Annotated in this window: 14 protein-coding genes and 1 pseudogene; 11 read left to right on the forward strand and 4 right to left on the reverse strand. The window is 67.3% G+C overall.

What is annotated here, in order from left to right:
- Positions 1–422: 422 nt before the first annotated feature.
- The 10 genes and pseudogenes from MOQ72_RS17530 (at position 423) to MOQ72_RS17570 (ending at position 10,655) form a co-directional block, all read left to right on the forward strand.
- Complete coding sequence (locus MOQ72_RS17530) at positions 423–1,379, forward strand: type 2 periplasmic-binding domain-containing protein (protein ID WP_242184800.1); 957 nt, start codon at positions 423–425, stop codon at positions 1,377–1,379.
- Positions 1,380–1,624: 245 nt separating this feature from the next.
- Positions 1,625–3,169, forward strand: a pseudogene (locus MOQ72_RS45590) (bifunctional 3-(3-hydroxy-phenyl)propionate/3-hydroxycinnamic acid hydroxylase); the annotation flags it as partial.
- 132 nt (positions 3,170–3,301) lie between these two features.
- Positions 3,302–4,240: a VOC family protein gene (locus MOQ72_RS45595; protein ID WP_372495448.1), complete on the forward strand. Its 939-nt coding sequence runs from the start codon at positions 3,302–3,304 to the stop codon at positions 4,238–4,240.
- Positions 4,241–4,243: 3 nt separating this feature from the next.
- Positions 4,244–5,095 (forward strand): fumarylacetoacetate hydrolase family protein, encoded by an 852-nt coding sequence (locus MOQ72_RS17540; RefSeq protein WP_242184803.1) that lies wholly within the window; start codon positions 4,244–4,246, stop codon positions 5,093–5,095.
- 7 nt (positions 5,096–5,102) lie between these two features.
- Entirely contained in the window at positions 5,103–6,380 is a 1,278-nt protein-coding gene (gene pabB, locus MOQ72_RS17545) for an aminodeoxychorismate synthase component I (protein ID WP_242184804.1), read from the forward strand.
- Positions 6,377–7,264, forward strand: coding sequence for a methylenetetrahydrofolate reductase (locus MOQ72_RS17550; protein WP_242184805.1), 888 nt, complete (start codon positions 6,377–6,379; stop codon positions 7,262–7,264). Before pabB ends, MOQ72_RS17550 begins: the two co-directional genes overlap by 4 nt.
- On the forward strand, positions 7,261–8,133 hold the full coding sequence (gene purU, locus MOQ72_RS17555) for a formyltetrahydrofolate deformylase (RefSeq protein ID WP_242184806.1): 873 nt from the start codon (positions 7,261–7,263) through the stop codon (positions 8,131–8,133). Before MOQ72_RS17550 ends, purU begins: the two co-directional genes overlap by 4 nt.
- A gap of 55 nt (positions 8,134–8,188) precedes the next feature.
- Positions 8,189–8,515 carry a thioredoxin family protein gene (locus tag MOQ72_RS17560; RefSeq protein WP_242184807.1) on the forward strand — a complete coding sequence of 109 codons (327 nt, stop codon included), beginning with the start codon at positions 8,189–8,191 and terminating at the stop codon, positions 8,513–8,515.
- Positions 8,516–8,529: 14 nt separating this feature from the next.
- Complete coding sequence (locus MOQ72_RS17565) at positions 8,530–9,279, forward strand: class II aldolase/adducin family protein (RefSeq protein WP_242184808.1); 750 nt, start codon at positions 8,530–8,532, stop codon at positions 9,277–9,279.
- Positions 9,280–9,356: 77 nt separating this feature from the next.
- Positions 9,357–10,655 (forward strand): SLC13 family permease, encoded by a 1,299-nt coding sequence (locus MOQ72_RS17570; RefSeq protein ID WP_242184809.1) that lies wholly within the window; start codon positions 9,357–9,359, stop codon positions 10,653–10,655.
- Positions 10,656–10,666: 11 nt separating this feature from the next.
- On the opposite strand, the gene MOQ72_RS17575 is transcribed toward MOQ72_RS17570, so the two are convergent.
- The 4 genes from MOQ72_RS17575 to MOQ72_RS17585 form a co-directional block, all read right to left on the reverse strand.
- The gene (locus tag MOQ72_RS17575; RefSeq protein WP_242184810.1) at positions 10,667–11,590 is read right to left on the reverse strand and encodes a 3,4-dihydroxy-2-butanone-4-phosphate synthase; all 924 of its coding nucleotides are present in this window, start codon (positions 11,588–11,590) and stop codon (positions 10,667–10,669) included.
- A gap of 116 nt (positions 11,591–11,706) precedes the next feature.
- Positions 11,707–12,645 (reverse strand): bifunctional methylenetetrahydrofolate dehydrogenase/methenyltetrahydrofolate cyclohydrolase FolD, encoded by a 939-nt coding sequence (gene folD / locus MOQ72_RS17580; protein WP_308197898.1) that lies wholly within the window; start codon positions 12,643–12,645, stop codon positions 11,707–11,709.
- On the reverse strand, positions 12,585–12,713 hold the full coding sequence (locus MOQ72_RS44530; RefSeq protein ID WP_277954261.1) for a hypothetical protein: 129 nt from the start codon (positions 12,711–12,713) through the stop codon (positions 12,585–12,587). Before MOQ72_RS44530 ends, folD begins: the two co-directional genes overlap by 61 nt.
- Before the next feature lie 15 nt (positions 12,714–12,728).
- Positions 12,729–14,096, reverse strand: coding sequence for an aminomethyl transferase family protein (locus MOQ72_RS17585; RefSeq protein ID WP_242184812.1), 1,368 nt, complete (start codon positions 14,094–14,096; stop codon positions 12,729–12,731).
- A 291-nt stretch (positions 14,097–14,387) separates the two neighbouring features.
- Here MOQ72_RS17585 and MOQ72_RS45600 point away from each other — a divergent pair, with 291 nt between their 5' ends.
- Positions 14,388–15,020, forward strand: coding sequence for a TetR/AcrR family transcriptional regulator (locus tag MOQ72_RS45600; protein ID WP_372495449.1), 633 nt, complete (start codon positions 14,388–14,390; stop codon positions 15,018–15,020).
- Positions 15,021–15,153: the final 133 nt, after the last annotated feature.

Consider the following 15,153-nt stretch of genomic DNA (forward strand, 5'->3'; position numbering starts at 1 on the left):
CCCCCCCCCCCCCCCCCCCCCCCCCCCCCCCCCCCCCCCCCCCCCCCCCCCCCCCCCCCCCCCCCCCCCCCCCCCCCTCCCCCCCCCCCCCCCCCCCCCCCCCCCCGCGGGGGGGGGGGCGGGGGGGGGGCCCGGGGGGGCCCCCCCCCCCCCCCCGCGCCCAACTCGGGGGCGTGCCCGGGTCGGCCATCGTCGGTCCCCTTGCGGGAGGGAGGAACCGCATGTTCGCCGAAGGGCCGAATTCGGGCCGATCCCTCCTTTCGAACGTCGATACCTGGTAGTGGCCCGCCGGGGTGAGGACGGCGGTCCGCGGCCGTTGCCTTGACAGGTCAGTTGCGATGGTGCGAGCTTCTAGTCCTGGATCACAGAATTTCAGTCCTGATTATTGGATGGTTCATGTGGGTGGGAACAGGAAGCTTACGGTGGCCATCGGCCCCTATGACCACGTTGCGGACCTGACCGCGGACCGGGTCCGCGCCGAGGGACTTGACCTGACCTTCGTCCAGTTGCCGGTGGAACAGATCCTGCAGCGGTTCGCCCGGTACCGGGAATGGGAGGTATCGGAGTTCTCGCTGGCCCAGTACGTTGCCCTGCGCTCGCGGGGCGACGAGTCGCTGATCGCGATCCCGGTGTTCCCGTCGAGGGTCTTCCGGCACGGTTCGGTCTACGTCCGCGCGGGAGGCATCGACGACATGTCCGCGTTGGCTGGACGACGTGTGGGAATCCCGGAATGGGCGCAGACCGCCGGGGTGTGGGCGCGCGGCATCCTGGCGAGCGAGTACGACGTCGCGCTCGACTCGGTCGAATGGGTGCAGGCAGGACTCGACGAACCCGGACGCGCGGAGAGCGTGGAGACGACCCTGCCCGACGGGGTCCGACTGGAGCGGCGACCGGACACCAGCCTGGGCGCGTTGCTTCGGGCCGGCGAGATCGATGCCGTGATCAGCGCGCGGCCTCCCCGGAATGCCGACGGTCGGATCGTCCGATTGCTCGCCGACCACGTCGCGGCCGAGAAGGACTGGTGGCGACGCACCCACATTCATCCGATCATGCACGTGGTGGTGCTGCGGGCGGACGTCTACGCCGAGATTCCGTGGTGCGCGGCGAACCTGCTGGCGGCGTTCGACGAGGCGCGCAGGAGCAGCCTTCGCAGGCTCCTCGACACCGCTATGAGCCACGTGGCGCTGCCGTGGGCTGCCGAGCTGCTCGCGGACGCAAGCGATGGCGACCCGCTCGATTGGTGGGCATACGGCACCGAAGCGAACCGGCGAACGCTGCAGGCGTTCGTGGACTTCGCGGTGGCGCAGGGCGTTGCGGCGGCACCGGTCGCGGCCGAAAGGCTCTTCGCGCGGGAGACACTCTTCAGCACCAGGATCTGACTTCGGCTGGCCAGTCCCGCACGTCCACGTCGTGGAACAGCTCTGTCCAATCACGACGGTTTACCTCCGCGGCACCTGGTCAACGTGTTGACCACGCGAACACGGACGAGTAATGTCCTGAGATACAGATTCAATGTCCCGCTTAATAGGACATCGAGACTCTTCAGTTCGCGCCAGTCGAGCATCGTGGCGATTTCCTCAGCGGACGCCAGAACTCCATGACTCGCACCATGGAAAGGAATCGAATGGACCGGACTGGCAGTCAGGTCGTGGTCGTCGGGGCCGGACCCGTTGGCATGACGGCGGCCGCTCTGCTCGCGGCGCGCGGTGTTCCGGTGACGGTGTTGGAGCGCAACACGGCGACGAGCGACGAACCGAAGGCCATCTCCCTCGATGACGAAGCGCTGCGCGTGTACCAGTCCGCGGGCTTGGCGAACAGGATCCTCCGCGTCATCGTGCCGGGCACCGGAACCCGTTACTACAACTCGTCCGGGACTCCGGTCTTCCAGGCGCGGTCTCCACGGCCGTTCCGGTTCGGCTACCCGTTCAAGAACCCCTTCGCGCAGCCGGACCTCGAATGCGAACTGTTCGCCCACCTGGCGGACCACCCGCTGGTGACGCTCCGGATGGGAACCGAGGTTCTCGATGTTCGGCCGGGTCCGGAAAACGTTGAGGTGTCGTACCGGTCCGCGTCAGAACCGGAGTCCACCGGTCAGATCATCCGGGCCCGGTACGTGCTGGGCTGCGACGGCGGCCGGTCGACAGTTCGCCGGGCGCTCGGCATCGACATGTCGGGACGCAGTTATCCGGAACCGTGGCTGGTGGTCGATGTCCTCGGCGACCACCACGACGAGCGCTACGGCATGCACCATGCCGATCCGGCCCGCCCGCACGTACTCATCCCGGGCCTTCGCGGACGGTGTCGTTACGAGTTCCTGCTGCATCCCGGCGAGGGAGACCCGGAGACGGGACCAGACTTCGCACTGATCCGGCGCCTGCTCGAACCCTTCCGCGACATCACCCCGGACCAGGTCGAACGCGCCGTGATCTACCGGTTCCACGCGCTCGTCGCCGACCGGTGGCAGCACGGCCGGGTCTTCCTGATGGGCGACGCCGCACACATGATGCCCCCATTCGCCGGGCAGGGCCTCAACTCCGGCATTCGGGACGCGGCGAACCTGTGCTGGAAGCTGGCGGAGGTGCTCGACGGCCGCCTCGCGCCGGCAGCGCTGGACACCTACGAGGCCGAACGGCGAGCACACGCGGAAGCGACTGTTCGTCTCTCCGAGCGGCTGCGCCGCATCGTCATGTCGACCGACGAGCGCTTCGCCCGCCGCCGAGACGCGTATCTCGTTGACACGCTCCGCAATCCCGAAATCCGCGCGTTCTACGAGGAGATGCGGTACCGGCCACCGCACGTCTACCGGGCCGGACTCCTCGTGCCGGCCGAGGACCAAGCCTGCGGACCGGTCGGCGCGATGATCGGGCAACCACGGGCGTTCGACACCTCCACCGGTCGCACGGTCCTCCTGGACGAGTTCACCGGAACCGGCTGGGCCCTGTTCGGGGTCGGTGTCGCACCGCAGGACCTCACCGCAGCGGCCGGCCTCCTCGGGGCTCTGTCTCCAAGAGCGGCACTGATCGCCATCGACGACCGGATGCCTCGCAATGGTGCGCAATGCCTCGTCGACGTCGACGGACAGCTCGATGCCGAGTTCGCGCCGTACCGCGGTCAACTGCTCCTCGTCCGCCCCGACCACTCCGTCGCGGCCGTCTGGATGCCGGGCCGGGCACCCGCGCTCGACGCATTGCGGTTGGCCGCCTCCGACGATCGGCAACCCACATCGACCACCGGGGATCACCCGAGCCACACCGTCCCGCTGGCGCTGACCGGCGCCGGCCACCGGAAGGAGATTTCCCCTATGTCACGCCCCGATCGCACCGCACTGCCCCAGCCGGAAGGCGCGGGGGCACTGCGCCGCACCGGGACATCCCACATCGGGCTCCGCGTACCGGACGTGGGCCTGGCAGCCGAGTTCTACGGCAGGATCCTGGGCCTGCACGTCCACTCCGAACTCGACGGCGGTGGCCTGCGGCTCGGCTGGGGGTCTGGGCACCACGTGCTCGACCTGACGGCGGGCCACGCCAGCCTGGACCACATCGGTTTCGAGGTCCGCGACCCAGGCGGCATGGCGGATCTGGAGAAACGGTTCCGCGACGCCGGCCACGATCTTGCCGAGCTCGCCCCTTCCTACCTCGACTGCCCCTTCGGCGGGAAGCCAGCCAAAGGCATGGTCGTCACCGATCCGGACGGGAACACCGTGCACTTCCACGGTCCCGTCCACCGCGAAGGCGAGCACGCCGCGGACACGGCCCGGCGCCCGGTCCGGTACCAGCACGTCACGCTGTCCACCGCGGATGTGCCGGCCATGGTCGCGTTCTACACCGGTGTCGCGGGATTCCGGCTTTCCGACCAGCTCGCCGACGGCAGTTTCGCGTGGATGCGCAGCGACCGCGACCACCACTCCCTGGCGGTCGTGGAGACCGGCCAGCGCGGTGGGATCGACCACTACTCCTTCGACCTCGCACGGTGGGACGACTTCAAGTCCTGGTGCGACCGGTTGACCGACGAAGGTGTGAATGTCACGTGGGGTCCGGGAAGGCACGGCCCTGGGAACAACCTGTTCGTCTTCTTCGACGATCCAGCCGGCAACCACGTCGAACTCTCGGCCGAGATGGAGAAGTTCCACGACGACCGGGTGACCTACGTGCCACGAAGCTGGGAACCGGTTCCGGTGAGCGTCAACCTCTGGGGCGGACAGCTCGCCACCTGGCGCAAGACGTCCGAGGGGAACGACTGAGCCATGGCCTACGCGACTTTCGAGCTGAACGGGCAACGCAGGGTCGGCCGGGTCGACGGTGATCGGCTGATCCCGCTGGCGGGGATCAGCGAACTCGGACGGCTCACCGACATCGACGCCCTCATGACGGCGGTCGAGTTGCCGTCCGAAGCCGTCTCCGCCGGCGACGTGCACCTGTGCCCCGTCGTCCCCGCGCCGGACAAGATCATCTGCGTCGGACTCAACTACCTGACCCACGTCGGCGAGACGGGCCGTGACCTTCCCACCTATCCCGTTCTCTTCACCAAATTCGCGTCCAGTCTGGCCGGTCCGCGCGACGACATCGTCCTGCCGCGCGAGTCGTCGCAAGTGGACTACGAGGCCGAGCTGGCCGTGGTCATCGGACGCGCGGGGCGGCGCATCCCATCTCGGGAAGCCGGGGACCACGTGCTCGGCTACACCGTCGCCAACGACGTCACCATGCGCGACTACCAGTACAAGACCCATCAGTGGCTACAGGGAAAGACCTGGGACCAGTCGACGCCGCTCGGCCCCTACCTGATCACCCCGGAGGAGGCCGACATTTCGGCCGCCGGGATCCGCACCGTGATCGGCGGCGAGACACTGCAGGAGTCCGACACCTCGAAGCTGATCTTCGACGTGCCTACCCTGATTTCGACGGTCTCGGAGTTCACGACCGTCCTGCCCGGTGACCTCATCCTCACCGGAACGCCCGGCGGGGTGGGATACCGGCGCGATCCCCAGCGGTTCCTCACCGACGGCGACGTGATCACCGTCGAGGTCGACGGTATCGGGTCGTTGACGAACCGGGTCCGGCGCGACGACGGCCGCGCCCGTGACGAGCGGCAAGGGTAGATCCCCGGTGCAGGCACTCACCGCCTGGGCCCGGTTCGACGACCTGCGGGCCGGGGTCGCCTGTCGGTTCCAGGACGTGGCCTACGACCTGGTCGCCACGAGGCCAGAACACGTGCCGGAGGTACTGGCGGAAGTCGGGTACGCGACCCGGAGTGGCTGGTGGGCGTTCGGATTCGTCTGCTACGAGGCGGCTGCGGGGCTCGATCCCTCGCTGGCCGTCCACCAGCCGGTGGAAGGTCTCCCGCTCGCCTGGTTCGGGATCTCCGCCGGACCGGACCGCGTCCCCGTGGTGCAGCCATCCGAACGACGGGAATACCGCGTCGGCGAGTGGCAGTACGAATGGGGACCAGGTGAGCACCGTCGTGCCGTTGACGCCGTTCGCCGACACATCGCCGCCGGCGATACCTACCAGTGCAACCTCACGACGCGGATGAGCGCCGAGGTCAGCGGTGATCTGCTCCAGCTGTACGCAGACCTCGCGCACGCGCAGGGCGGCGCCTACAACGCCTACCTCGACACCGGCCAGTTCGTCATCGCCAGTGCCAGCCCCGAACTGTTCTTCGAGACGCGGGGCGACAGCTTGCTCATGCGGCCCATGAAGGGCACGTCGCGGCGTGGACGGTCCGCAGCCGAGGATCGCGAGATCGTCGCGCGCCTGCGGTCCAGCGAGAAGGAACGGGCCGAGAACATCATGATCGTCGATCTCGTGCGCAACGACCTCGCACGGCTCGCGACCACCGGTGGCGTGTCCGTCAGGGCACTGTGCCGCGCCGAACGGTACAAGACGGTTCACCAACTCACCTCCGAAGTCACGGCGCGCCTGCGACCGGACGTCGATCTCGTCGACGTCTTCCGGGCGCTGTTTCCCTGTGGCTCGGTGACCGGTGCGCCCAAACCGAGCGCCATGGAGATCATCCGCGCGCTCGAGCCGACCCCGCGGGGTGTCTACTGCGGCTCCGCCGGTGTGGTCTCCCCGGTGGGGACTGGTGTTCGTGCCCGGTTCAACGTCGGAATCCGGACCCTGCTCGTCGACCGCGACCGGGGTACGGCCGGTTACGGAACGGGTGGCGGCATCACCTGGGACTCCACCGCGGAGGCGGAATACGCCGAATTGCGGGCGAAAGCCGCCGTACTCGCCGCTGCGCGAGGGGCCGCTGGCCCGTCCCAGTCCTCCGTCGAAGTCGAGTCCTTCGCGGCACCCGAGGTGATCGGCGCGACGGGACGCGCGGCACCTCTGGCAAGTCGTGATCCGTCCGTACTCACATCCGGGATCGAGGAATCATGATCAATCTCAGCGGGGATGCGGCCGGTGGCCGCGCCCGACGATCCACTGTGGCCGATCTCGTGCGCAGCATGAGCTACGAGGTGGTGCCGTTCAACAACGCCGAGCGGGATGTGGTCGAGCACGTGCCGACCACGGTTCCGCTCACGGTGACGGTGACCGAGGCGAAGGGGATCGACCACACCCTGGACCTGACCGAGAAGCTGTTGGGGCACGGGTACCGGGTCGCACCGCACCTGCCGGCTCGCCAGTTCACCGACGACCAGCACGTCGCCGACGTCGTGGTTCGGCTCAGCGACTCCGGCGTGAAGTCGGTGTTCGTCATCGGCGGCGACGCCCCACAACCGGCTGGGAAGTTCGCCGACGCGTTCTCGCTGCTGCGGTCGATGGAGGCCGCGGGCCACCCGTTCCAGGACGTGGGTATCGGCGGCTATCCGGAGGGGCACGGATCGATCCCACGGGAGGCGATCGATCTGGCGCTGAAGCAGAAGGCGTCGATGGCGACCCGGATCCTCACCCAGATCTGTTTCGACGCCGACACCACGAGCCGGTGGGCGGCCGGGGTGGCGGCCTCGGGGATCGACCTGCCGATCTTCGTCGGCATGCCCGGCCCGGTTAACCGGCAGAAGCTCGTGCGGATCTCCGCGGGCATCGGCCTCGGGCAGTCAGCGCGCTTCCTGCAGAAGCAGCAAAACCTGTTCTGGCGGTTCCTGCTTCCCGGCGGCTACAACCCGACCAAGCTCGTCAAGCGGCTCGGTACCGCGGTGCCCAAGACCTTGAACAACATCGCGGGCCTGCACATCTTCACCTTCAACGAACTCCGCGGAACCGAACAGTGGCGCCAGCGGCTACTGGCCTCGCTGGAGACCGAGGACGGACGGTCATGATCGGAAACATCGTCGCCGAGGACTACGGCCGCCTCATCGTGCAGGGCGCCGACCAACCCGGAATCGTCTCACGCGTCTCGACGGTGCTGGCCGAACACGGCGCCAACGTCGTCGCACTCGACCAGTCCACCAGCGATCCCGCTGGCGGCCGGTTCTTCCAGCGCACCGTCTTCCACCTGCCCGACCTCTCGGTCAAGCTCGACGAACTCAACCACGCCCTGGAACGGAAACTGATCAACGATCTGGGACTGTCCTACCGGCTCGTGGAGGCCAAACGCCGGAAACGCGTCGCCATCATGGTGTCCAAAACCGACCACTGCATGCTCGACCTGCTTTGGCGGCAACGACGCGGCGAGCTGCACATGAACATCCCGATGGTCATCTCCAACCACCCCGACCTCGGCGACGACGTCCGCCAGTTCGGCATCCCGTTCTTCCACGTGCCAGTGCAGAAGGACCGCAAAGCGGTCGCCGAGAAGGAACACCTCAATCTGCTCAAGGGCAACGTCGACCTGGTCGTGCTCGCCCGCTACATGCAGATCATCTCCGGCGACTTCCTGGACGAGATCGGCGTGCCGGTCATCAACATCCACCACTCGTTCCTCCCCGCGTTCATGGGTGCCGGCCCCTACCAGCGGGCCAAGGAACGCGGCGTCAAGCTCGTCGGCGCCACGGCGCACTACGTGACCGAGGATCTCGACGAGGGCCCGATCATCGAACAGGACGTCATCCGGGTCTCGCACCGGGAATCGACGCGAGACCTGCAACGCAAGGGCGCTGACGTGGAACGGCTCGTGCTCTCCCGCGCGGTCTCCTGGCACTGCGACGACCGCGTCATCCGCGACGGCAACACCACCGTCGTGTTCTAGGAGGCCGGGCCCGAGATCGAGTCACAGCCACAGCCGACACTCCAGAGGAGTCGAAATGAACAACGAGATCAAGAAGATCGGCACGGCGGACTTCGATGCCGCGATCGGTGAACCCGGGCGCACGCTCGTGCTGTTCACCGCGCCGTGGTGCGTCGTCTGCCGCGGCATCGAACCAGACGTCCGGCGGCTGGCCGAAGAGAATCCGTGGGACATGGCGGTTCGCCGCGTTGTGGTCGACGACGATCCCGACGTGGCCGCCCGGTTCGACGTTCGCTCGGTCCCGTCAGCGCTCGTCTTCGCCGACGGAGAGCTGGTCGCGCGGATACAACCACGGCAACCGGGTGAGCTGCGAGCGGCTGTGGAAACGGCCCTGGCCGAGTAGTGGAGGAGGAAGCTGTGGCCGGACATCCGCACCAGGTCGCGCAACGCTTCGACGAGCTCGACGACGACCAGCTCCGCCGACAACTCGTGCAGGCCAACCGGGTCCTCGCCGTGTACGGAGTCGTCGATGGCTGGGGGCACGTCAGCGTGCGATCCAACAGCCGCCCCGACCGGTTCTACCTCGCGCGTTCGATCGCCCCCGCCACCGTCGACCTCGCCGACCTCCGCGAACTCGACGTCGCGACGGGCGAGACCGTCGGCGTCGGCGGCAGTTATCTGGAACGCCACATCCACGCGGGGATCTATCGGGCACGGGCGGACGTGCGGGCGGTGGTGCACAATCACGCCGCCGCACTCATCCCGTTCGGTGTCACCGATGTCCGCCTGCGCCCGGTGTCCCACGTCGCCGGGTTCCTCGGCGGCGATGTCCCCGTCTTCGAGATCAGGGACGAAGTTGGGCCGGCCAGCGCGATGCTCGTGGACACCCCGGAACTGGGTGACGCTCTGGCGCGATCGCTCCGGGACAGGCCTGTCGTTCTGATGCGGGGCCACGGATCCTCCATCGCCGGGCCTTCCCTGCCGCACGCCGTCTACCGGTCGATCTACGCGGTTCAGAACGCTCGCCTGCAAGCTGAGGCGATCCGGTTGGGACCGGTGACGTACCTGAGTGACGAGGAGGCGCGGCTGGCCTCCGCGACGATCGACCGTTCCGTCGAGCGGACCTGGAACCTCTGGATCAGCTCGGTCCCCCCAGTGGCGAGCTAGTCGCGGGTTCGGCGCCTCCCGCGCGCTGTCCCGTCGCCGTCTCCTCCGCTACCCCTGCCCGTCCAAAGGAGGACGCAGTGGTATTCCACCTGGTAGCAGTCGCGATCCTGGTTGTCGTGCTCCTCGTGGGCACGCTGACGTCGATCAACATCGGTGTCCTCGCACTCGTCGCGGCCCTGCTCGTCGGTGGCCTGATGCGCGGCGAAAGCACGGCCGAAGTCCTCTCCGGCTTTCCCGGTGATCTCTTCCTCCTGATCTTCGGCGTGACGTACCTGTTCGGCATCGCGACGGTCAACGGCACCATGGAACAGATCATCCAGCGCCTTGTGCGGATGGTGGGAGGCCGGCGCCGGGCGGTTCCCCCGGTGCTGTTCGTCGTCACGTTCGCTGCCGTGTCGATGGGAGCAGCCCTGCCCGCGCTCGCAGCTGTCATCGGAGGCCTTTCGCTCGGGCTGGCGCACCGACTCGGCATCCCGCCTGTGCTGAACGCGCTGATGGTCCTGCTGGGCGGTATCGCGGGGAGCTTCTCGCCCATCACCCTCTTGGGCGTGATCGTCAACTCGACACTGGCCCGCAACGGGATCGCCGTCTCCGCCCTCGGCCTCTACCTCACGACTTGCGTGTTCTTCTGCGTCCTCGCCCTGGTTGTGTTTGTGCTCCACGACGTCCTGGGACCGCGGCACACGACGACCGTCCTGGCAAACGGCGGCCCGGGCGCGGCAGCACGACCGGGGCCGTCCGTTGGCAATGCAGCGCCGGACGACACGGTTTCCCCCACCTTCACCCCGGCCCAGCGGACGACGTTGCTTGGCATGGCTGCTCTCGCGGTCGGGTTGCTGGTGTTCGGGCTTGACGTGGGGATGCTGTCCACGATCATCGCGGTGGCTTTGCAACTCGCCTATCCGTCGGCCAACAAGGCCGCCTTCGGGCAGATCAGCTGGCCGGTCGTCGTGATGATCTGCGGTGTGGTGACCTACCTCGACCTGCTCGGCCGGGCAGGAACGATCAAGGCGACGGGCGAACTCCTCAGCTCGCTTGGTTCGCCGGTGCTCGTGGTATTCCTGCTGTGCCTGATCTGTGCCGCGTTCTCGGCCGTGGGTTCCAGCGCGGGCATCATCACCGCCGCGCTCTCCCTGGCCCTCCCGCTGCTCGCCAGCGGGTCGGTCGGCACGCTCGCGGTCGTGGCGGCGATCGCGATTTCGGCGACGGCGGTGGATGTTTGTCCTATCTCGTCGTCGAGTGCGCTGGTCGTGTCGAGTGCTCCGGTGGAGGTTCGAGGTTTGGTTTATCGCGGGCTGATGCGGTGGTCCTTGGCTTTGGTGGTGCTTTCCCCGGTGGTTTCAGTGGTAGTGCTTGTGGTACCGGGTTGGTTTTGAGGACGTTGTTCTTACGCCAGGCTCTCAAGCAATGCTTTGCTGATCGCCCGATCAGCCAACGTCATTTCTTGGTGCTGACCTGACTGGGCTGTCCTGAGGTAGACGAGGATCCCGCCTTCGTCGTGGAGGCGGGCCACGGCCGCGTCCAAATCCGCGCGGCAACGGCAGCAACTGCTACCGAAGATCGTGCCCGGGATGCATTCCAGATGAGCCGATACCGGGCCCGGCGAGGACCCGAATATCACGAGGTGCTGGACGCCGCTTGAGGTATCCAGGTAAGCATCAGCTCGTAGCGAACCAAGTCGGCCGGACAACTCGATGCTCGCCACTTTCCGCAGGGTCGGCACGAACCGCGACGCGGCGATCGACTCGCAGTCGACCAATCCAACGCCATATTCCGCGCCGAGAGAACGCAGTTGGTCCGGGCTGGCGACCGTTCCGCTGTCGTCCACGACGACCGCGAGCAGCGCGACCGCTGGCAGACCGGCCCGGCGGCACAGATCGGTCGCCGCCTCCGCGAAGCCGTATTCTGCGGGGGTGGGGTTGCTGGGCACGCGGATGGGGAGCACGTGGCCTGGGCGCCGCAGATCTTCAGGCCGGGTGGACGGATCGGCTAGAAGACGTGCGCAGTGGGCGCGGTCGGAAGCACTGATCCCGGTGGTGGCCCCGCTGGCAGCATCGACCGATACCGCGAAGGTGGGTTTGCCGCTGGTCCCATCCGATTCCATCGGTGGCAAGCGGAGCTCGTCGGCTCGTGCGCTGTCCAGCGCGACGCACAACAAGCCCGAGCTGTGCCTGACCACCCAAGCCGTCCACGTCGTCGATGCACGAGACGCGGCGAGTGCCACAACGCCCTGGTCCCGCCCGACGATGAGGACAGGTTTACCAGCCTTGATCGCGTTGACGTGATCAATCGCCGCATGCTGGCCAGCCATGCTTCCGGTCACCGTCGATCAGCCGGCGGAACGCCGAGCGATGTGGGAAGGGTGGGGCGTTGTCTGCGCCGGTCGGGGAACATGCCGCAAGACGGTCTCCCGCAGGCCGGGTTCGATCACTGGCCCTCACCGCCCACCCGGTTCAAGGCCTGGTGCTGAGCCTCCGCAGCCGTGACCGTGTTCGCGAGCAGCATGGCGATCGTCATCGGCCCGACACCGCCCGGAACCGGGGTGAGCCGCCTCGCGACCTGCCGCACGTCGTCAGCTCGCACGTCGCCCACCAACCCCGACTCGCCGCGGTGAATACCCACGTCCACGACCGTTGCGCCGGCCTTCACGTGCTCGGAGCCGATCAGCCCGGGCACGCCTGCCGCCGCGATCAGAACGTCCGCGCGCCGGGTGACCTCAGCCAGGTTCCGAGTGCGAGAATGCGCCATCGTCACCGTGGCGTCCTCCTGGAGCAGCAACTGCGCCATCGGGCGGCCAACCAACTCCGATCGGCCCACGACCACCGCCTCAGCACCCGCAAGCGGGACCTCGGCGTCCTGGAGCAGCCGGATCACCCCCGAGGGAGTGCAGGGCCTCAGCCCGGGCCGGTTTCGGGCCAGCAGGCCTTGGCTCGCCGTGGTCAGGCCGTCAACATCCTTCGCCACCGGGATCAGTTCGATGAGGTCGCTCGGGTCGATTCCACCGGGCAGCGGAAGTTGCAGCAGAATTCCTGACACGTCAGGATCGTCGGCCAGTTCCGCCAGCACAGCGGCAACCTCCACGCGGCTGGAGGCCTCATCGAGATGCCGGTGGAAGTCGGCGATCCCCACGGCGGCAGCGCTTCTCCGCTTGTTCGCCACGTACACCCGGCTGGCCGGGTCCTCGCCAACCAGCACGGTCGCCAGCCCGGGAGCTCGTCCAGTCCGCTCCCGGAAAGCGGCCGCCCGTCGCGCCGTCTCGTTGCGCACAGTGTCGGCGACGCGTCGTCCGTCTATCACATCGGCGGTCATCCGTAGAACACCACCGTCTGGTCGCCGTGCCGGATCACCCTGCCCGCGCAATGCCATTCGACGGCACGGGCAAGGCGCAGCTGACCAGGCTTGCGGGGATGATCCACTTGCGCTGTTGCACTCATCAGTCCTCCTCGACCTCAGCGCTGCGGTAGCGGTCGCGTGTGGACGGTGGCACGCAGCTCGGTCTGAACGTGGCTCTCGACGCTCCGCTTCGCGGTGCCGCCGTTCTCCTCACCCCAGACGATGGTCACCTCCGCACCGTCGATGGCCGCGTCCTCCTCGATGAACCCGACCGACAGCCAGCAGCCGACATTGACGGTGTAAGCACGCAGGGTGGACACGCCGACATGCCGGCCGCCAGCCAGGATCGAATCGAGCTCCACGCGTGCATAGCGGGCCAGCGGCGTTTCGAGGTATTTCGCGCGGTTGTCACCGTCGAACAAACTGCTCGCGTAGATCCTCTTCACGTCCTCGTCGTGCCACCGCAGCCACACCTTCTTGCGGCGTGGCTGCTGGGCCAGCTTCTTGAGCGCGTCCCGGCCGATGAAGTCGTGATCGAACTTGACCAGATGGTCGTAGCCGAACTGGAACGGTGACACGTAGAAGTCCTCGATGTCGTCCGACGTGTAGCTGCCGCCGATCGACAGCTTTCCCTCGTATCCGTTACCGGGAAGCCACTCCCGGTAGGACTTCAGCTGAGGCGCGGAGTAGATCGCCGGAGTGGGCTGGGCCGCGTAACCCGCCTCGACACCGGCGGTGTAGTAGGCGAGAGCGCCTCCCAGCACCAGGCCGAACTCTTCGCCTGCCTCCAGAAGCGCGTTCCAGCAGACTTCGCTGTCCTCGACCGGACCCCAGATCTCGTAGCCCGTCGATTGCGAGCCGGGCACTGCGGCCATCGTGTGCGCGAGGGCGCGGACGGGACGACCCGCGATCGAGAAGCGGGTCATCCCGAAGAACCGCACCGGCTCCAGGGGGCCGCTGTTGACCTTCTCAAGGATCTTCGGCGTGTGCGGACCCTCGATCTCGAAACGGAACATCCGGCGCCGCCCACCCGCCGGCTGGTCCGCGGTGCGTTCGTCGCGCACGACCTCGACGTCGTAATCGCCCGTCTCGACGTGGTATTGCAGCCAGTTGGCAGTCGCCGTCGGACCGACGATGTTCACCCTGTTCGACTCCAGTCCGAACAGGACGGCCGTGCCGATCATCTTGCCCTCGTCGGTGCAGGCGACGAAGTGTTTGGCTTTGTCCGGCGCCCAGGTCTTGAAGCTGTTGGTACCCGTCTCCGCAAGCAGCCGGTTGACGTCCGGCCCTTCGAAGTACACGTCGGTCATGTGGTGCGACTGGTCGAACAACGTCGCCGTCTGCGTCCAGCCCCGCTGTTCGTCCTGCCAGTTGGTGTACATCTCCGGGTAGTCGAACTTGAACCGGTTCGATGGGGAATCACGCAGCATTCGCACCGCGTCGCCGACCCTGGCGAGCTTGGCTTCGAGGCTCTCGGATGGCATCAATGGAGTCCTTGTTCTGTCTCGGTGGTTGATCGGCCGCTAGCGCAAGCGACCTCGACCAGCAGGGATGGGTCTCCTACTGGAATAGCTGCATGTCCGGGACGTAACGGGGCCAGAGAGCAGGATTGCGTCGAGTCCAGTCTTCGACAGGGCCGCGAGGGTATCGACCACCCGCTCCTTCAAGCCGATCATCAGAAAAGAGTACAGTACGTATCGTTCACTTGTCGACCTGCCGCGAGAGGCGGATGGGGACGGGGGAAGCTGAACGCTATGACGTCCGGAGAGAACAACATGCGGTCGCGAGTGCACGGCCCTCGCGACCGCGTTCGTCGCCAGGTCCTCGACGCGACCAGGGAGCTTTTGGAGACCGGCGGGTACTCGGCGTGCACGGTCGATGCCCTCGTTTCCGTGTCGGGTGTCAGCAAAACCACGATCTACCGCTGGTGGGACAACCGGGCCGAGGTGGTGCTCGACATGCTGGAAGACGCCTTCGGCCTGCCCGACGCACCGGACGATCGGGGATCGGCGCTGAACCGGGTTGAGCAATACCTCGCGGCGGAGATGAGGTTTCACGATGGACCAGCGGGACCGGTCCTGCGGGGACTGTTGGCGGATGCCCAACATCGGCCATCGCTGGCGGCGACAATCGAGAGCCGCTTCCTCGGGCCCAGGCGTGCGGCACTCGTAGATCTGCTCCGACTCGGGATCGCGGAGGGTGCCCTTCGCTCGGAAACGAACCTATCCCTCACGGCGTCGCTTCTTCTGGCGCCGCTCCTCCAGTCGTTGCTGACGGGCGAGCCGCCACACGGGCCGGATCTCCCCTCGCAGCTCGTCGAAGCGGTAGTTCAAGGTGCCGGTGCACGTGACGTCCCGCAGCGGGGGAACCGCGGTCGAGGTCGGCGGACCACAAAGGACGGAGCGTAGATGAACCTCCGACAACGCAAGTCCGAGTCCAAAGCCAAGTTGCTTTTGGCTTGAGCGAGATATGGAAACCCCTCCCCGAACCTGGCTAGTCCGCGCCAGCAGGCACCTACGACACGGAGAGGGGCCTGGACCC

It is taken from the genome of Saccharopolyspora soli (genome assembly GCF_022678645.1).
GTDB classification, from domain to species: Bacteria; Actinomycetota; Actinomycetes; order Mycobacteriales; family Pseudonocardiaceae; genus Saccharopolyspora; species Saccharopolyspora soli.

Coding starts and splice junctions, on each gene's coding strand:
- MOQ72_RS45595 (WP_372495448.1), top strand. CDS start 3,302: ATGTCACGCCCCGATCGCACCGCACTGCCCCAGCCGGAAGGCGCGGGG.
- MOQ72_RS17540 (WP_242184803.1), top strand. CDS start 4,244: ATGGCCTACGCGACTTTCGAGCTGAACGGGCAACGCAGGGTCGGCCGG.
- MOQ72_RS17550 (WP_242184805.1), top strand. CDS start 6,377: ATGATCAATCTCAGCGGGGATGCGGCCGGTGGCCGCGCCCGACGATCC.
- purU (WP_242184806.1), top strand. CDS start 7,261: ATGATCGGAAACATCGTCGCCGAGGACTACGGCCGCCTCATCGTGCAG.
- MOQ72_RS17560 (WP_242184807.1), top strand. CDS start 8,189: ATGAACAACGAGATCAAGAAGATCGGCACGGCGGACTTCGATGCCGCG.
- MOQ72_RS17575 (WP_242184810.1), bottom strand. CDS start 11,590: ATGGCTGGCCAGCATGCGGCGATTGATCACGTCAACGCGATCAAGGCT.
- folD (WP_308197898.1), bottom strand. CDS start 12,645: ATGGCATTGCGCGGGCAGGGTGATCCGGCACGGCGACCAGACGGTGGT.
- MOQ72_RS44530 (WP_277954261.1), bottom strand. CDS start 12,713: ATGAGTGCAACAGCGCAAGTGGATCATCCCCGCAAGCCTGGTCAGCTG.
- MOQ72_RS17585 (WP_242184812.1), bottom strand. CDS start 14,096: ATGCCATCCGAGAGCCTCGAAGCCAAGCTCGCCAGGGTCGGCGACGCG.
- MOQ72_RS45600 (WP_372495449.1), top strand. CDS start 14,388: ATGCGGTCGCGAGTGCACGGCCCTCGCGACCGCGTTCGTCGCCAGGTC.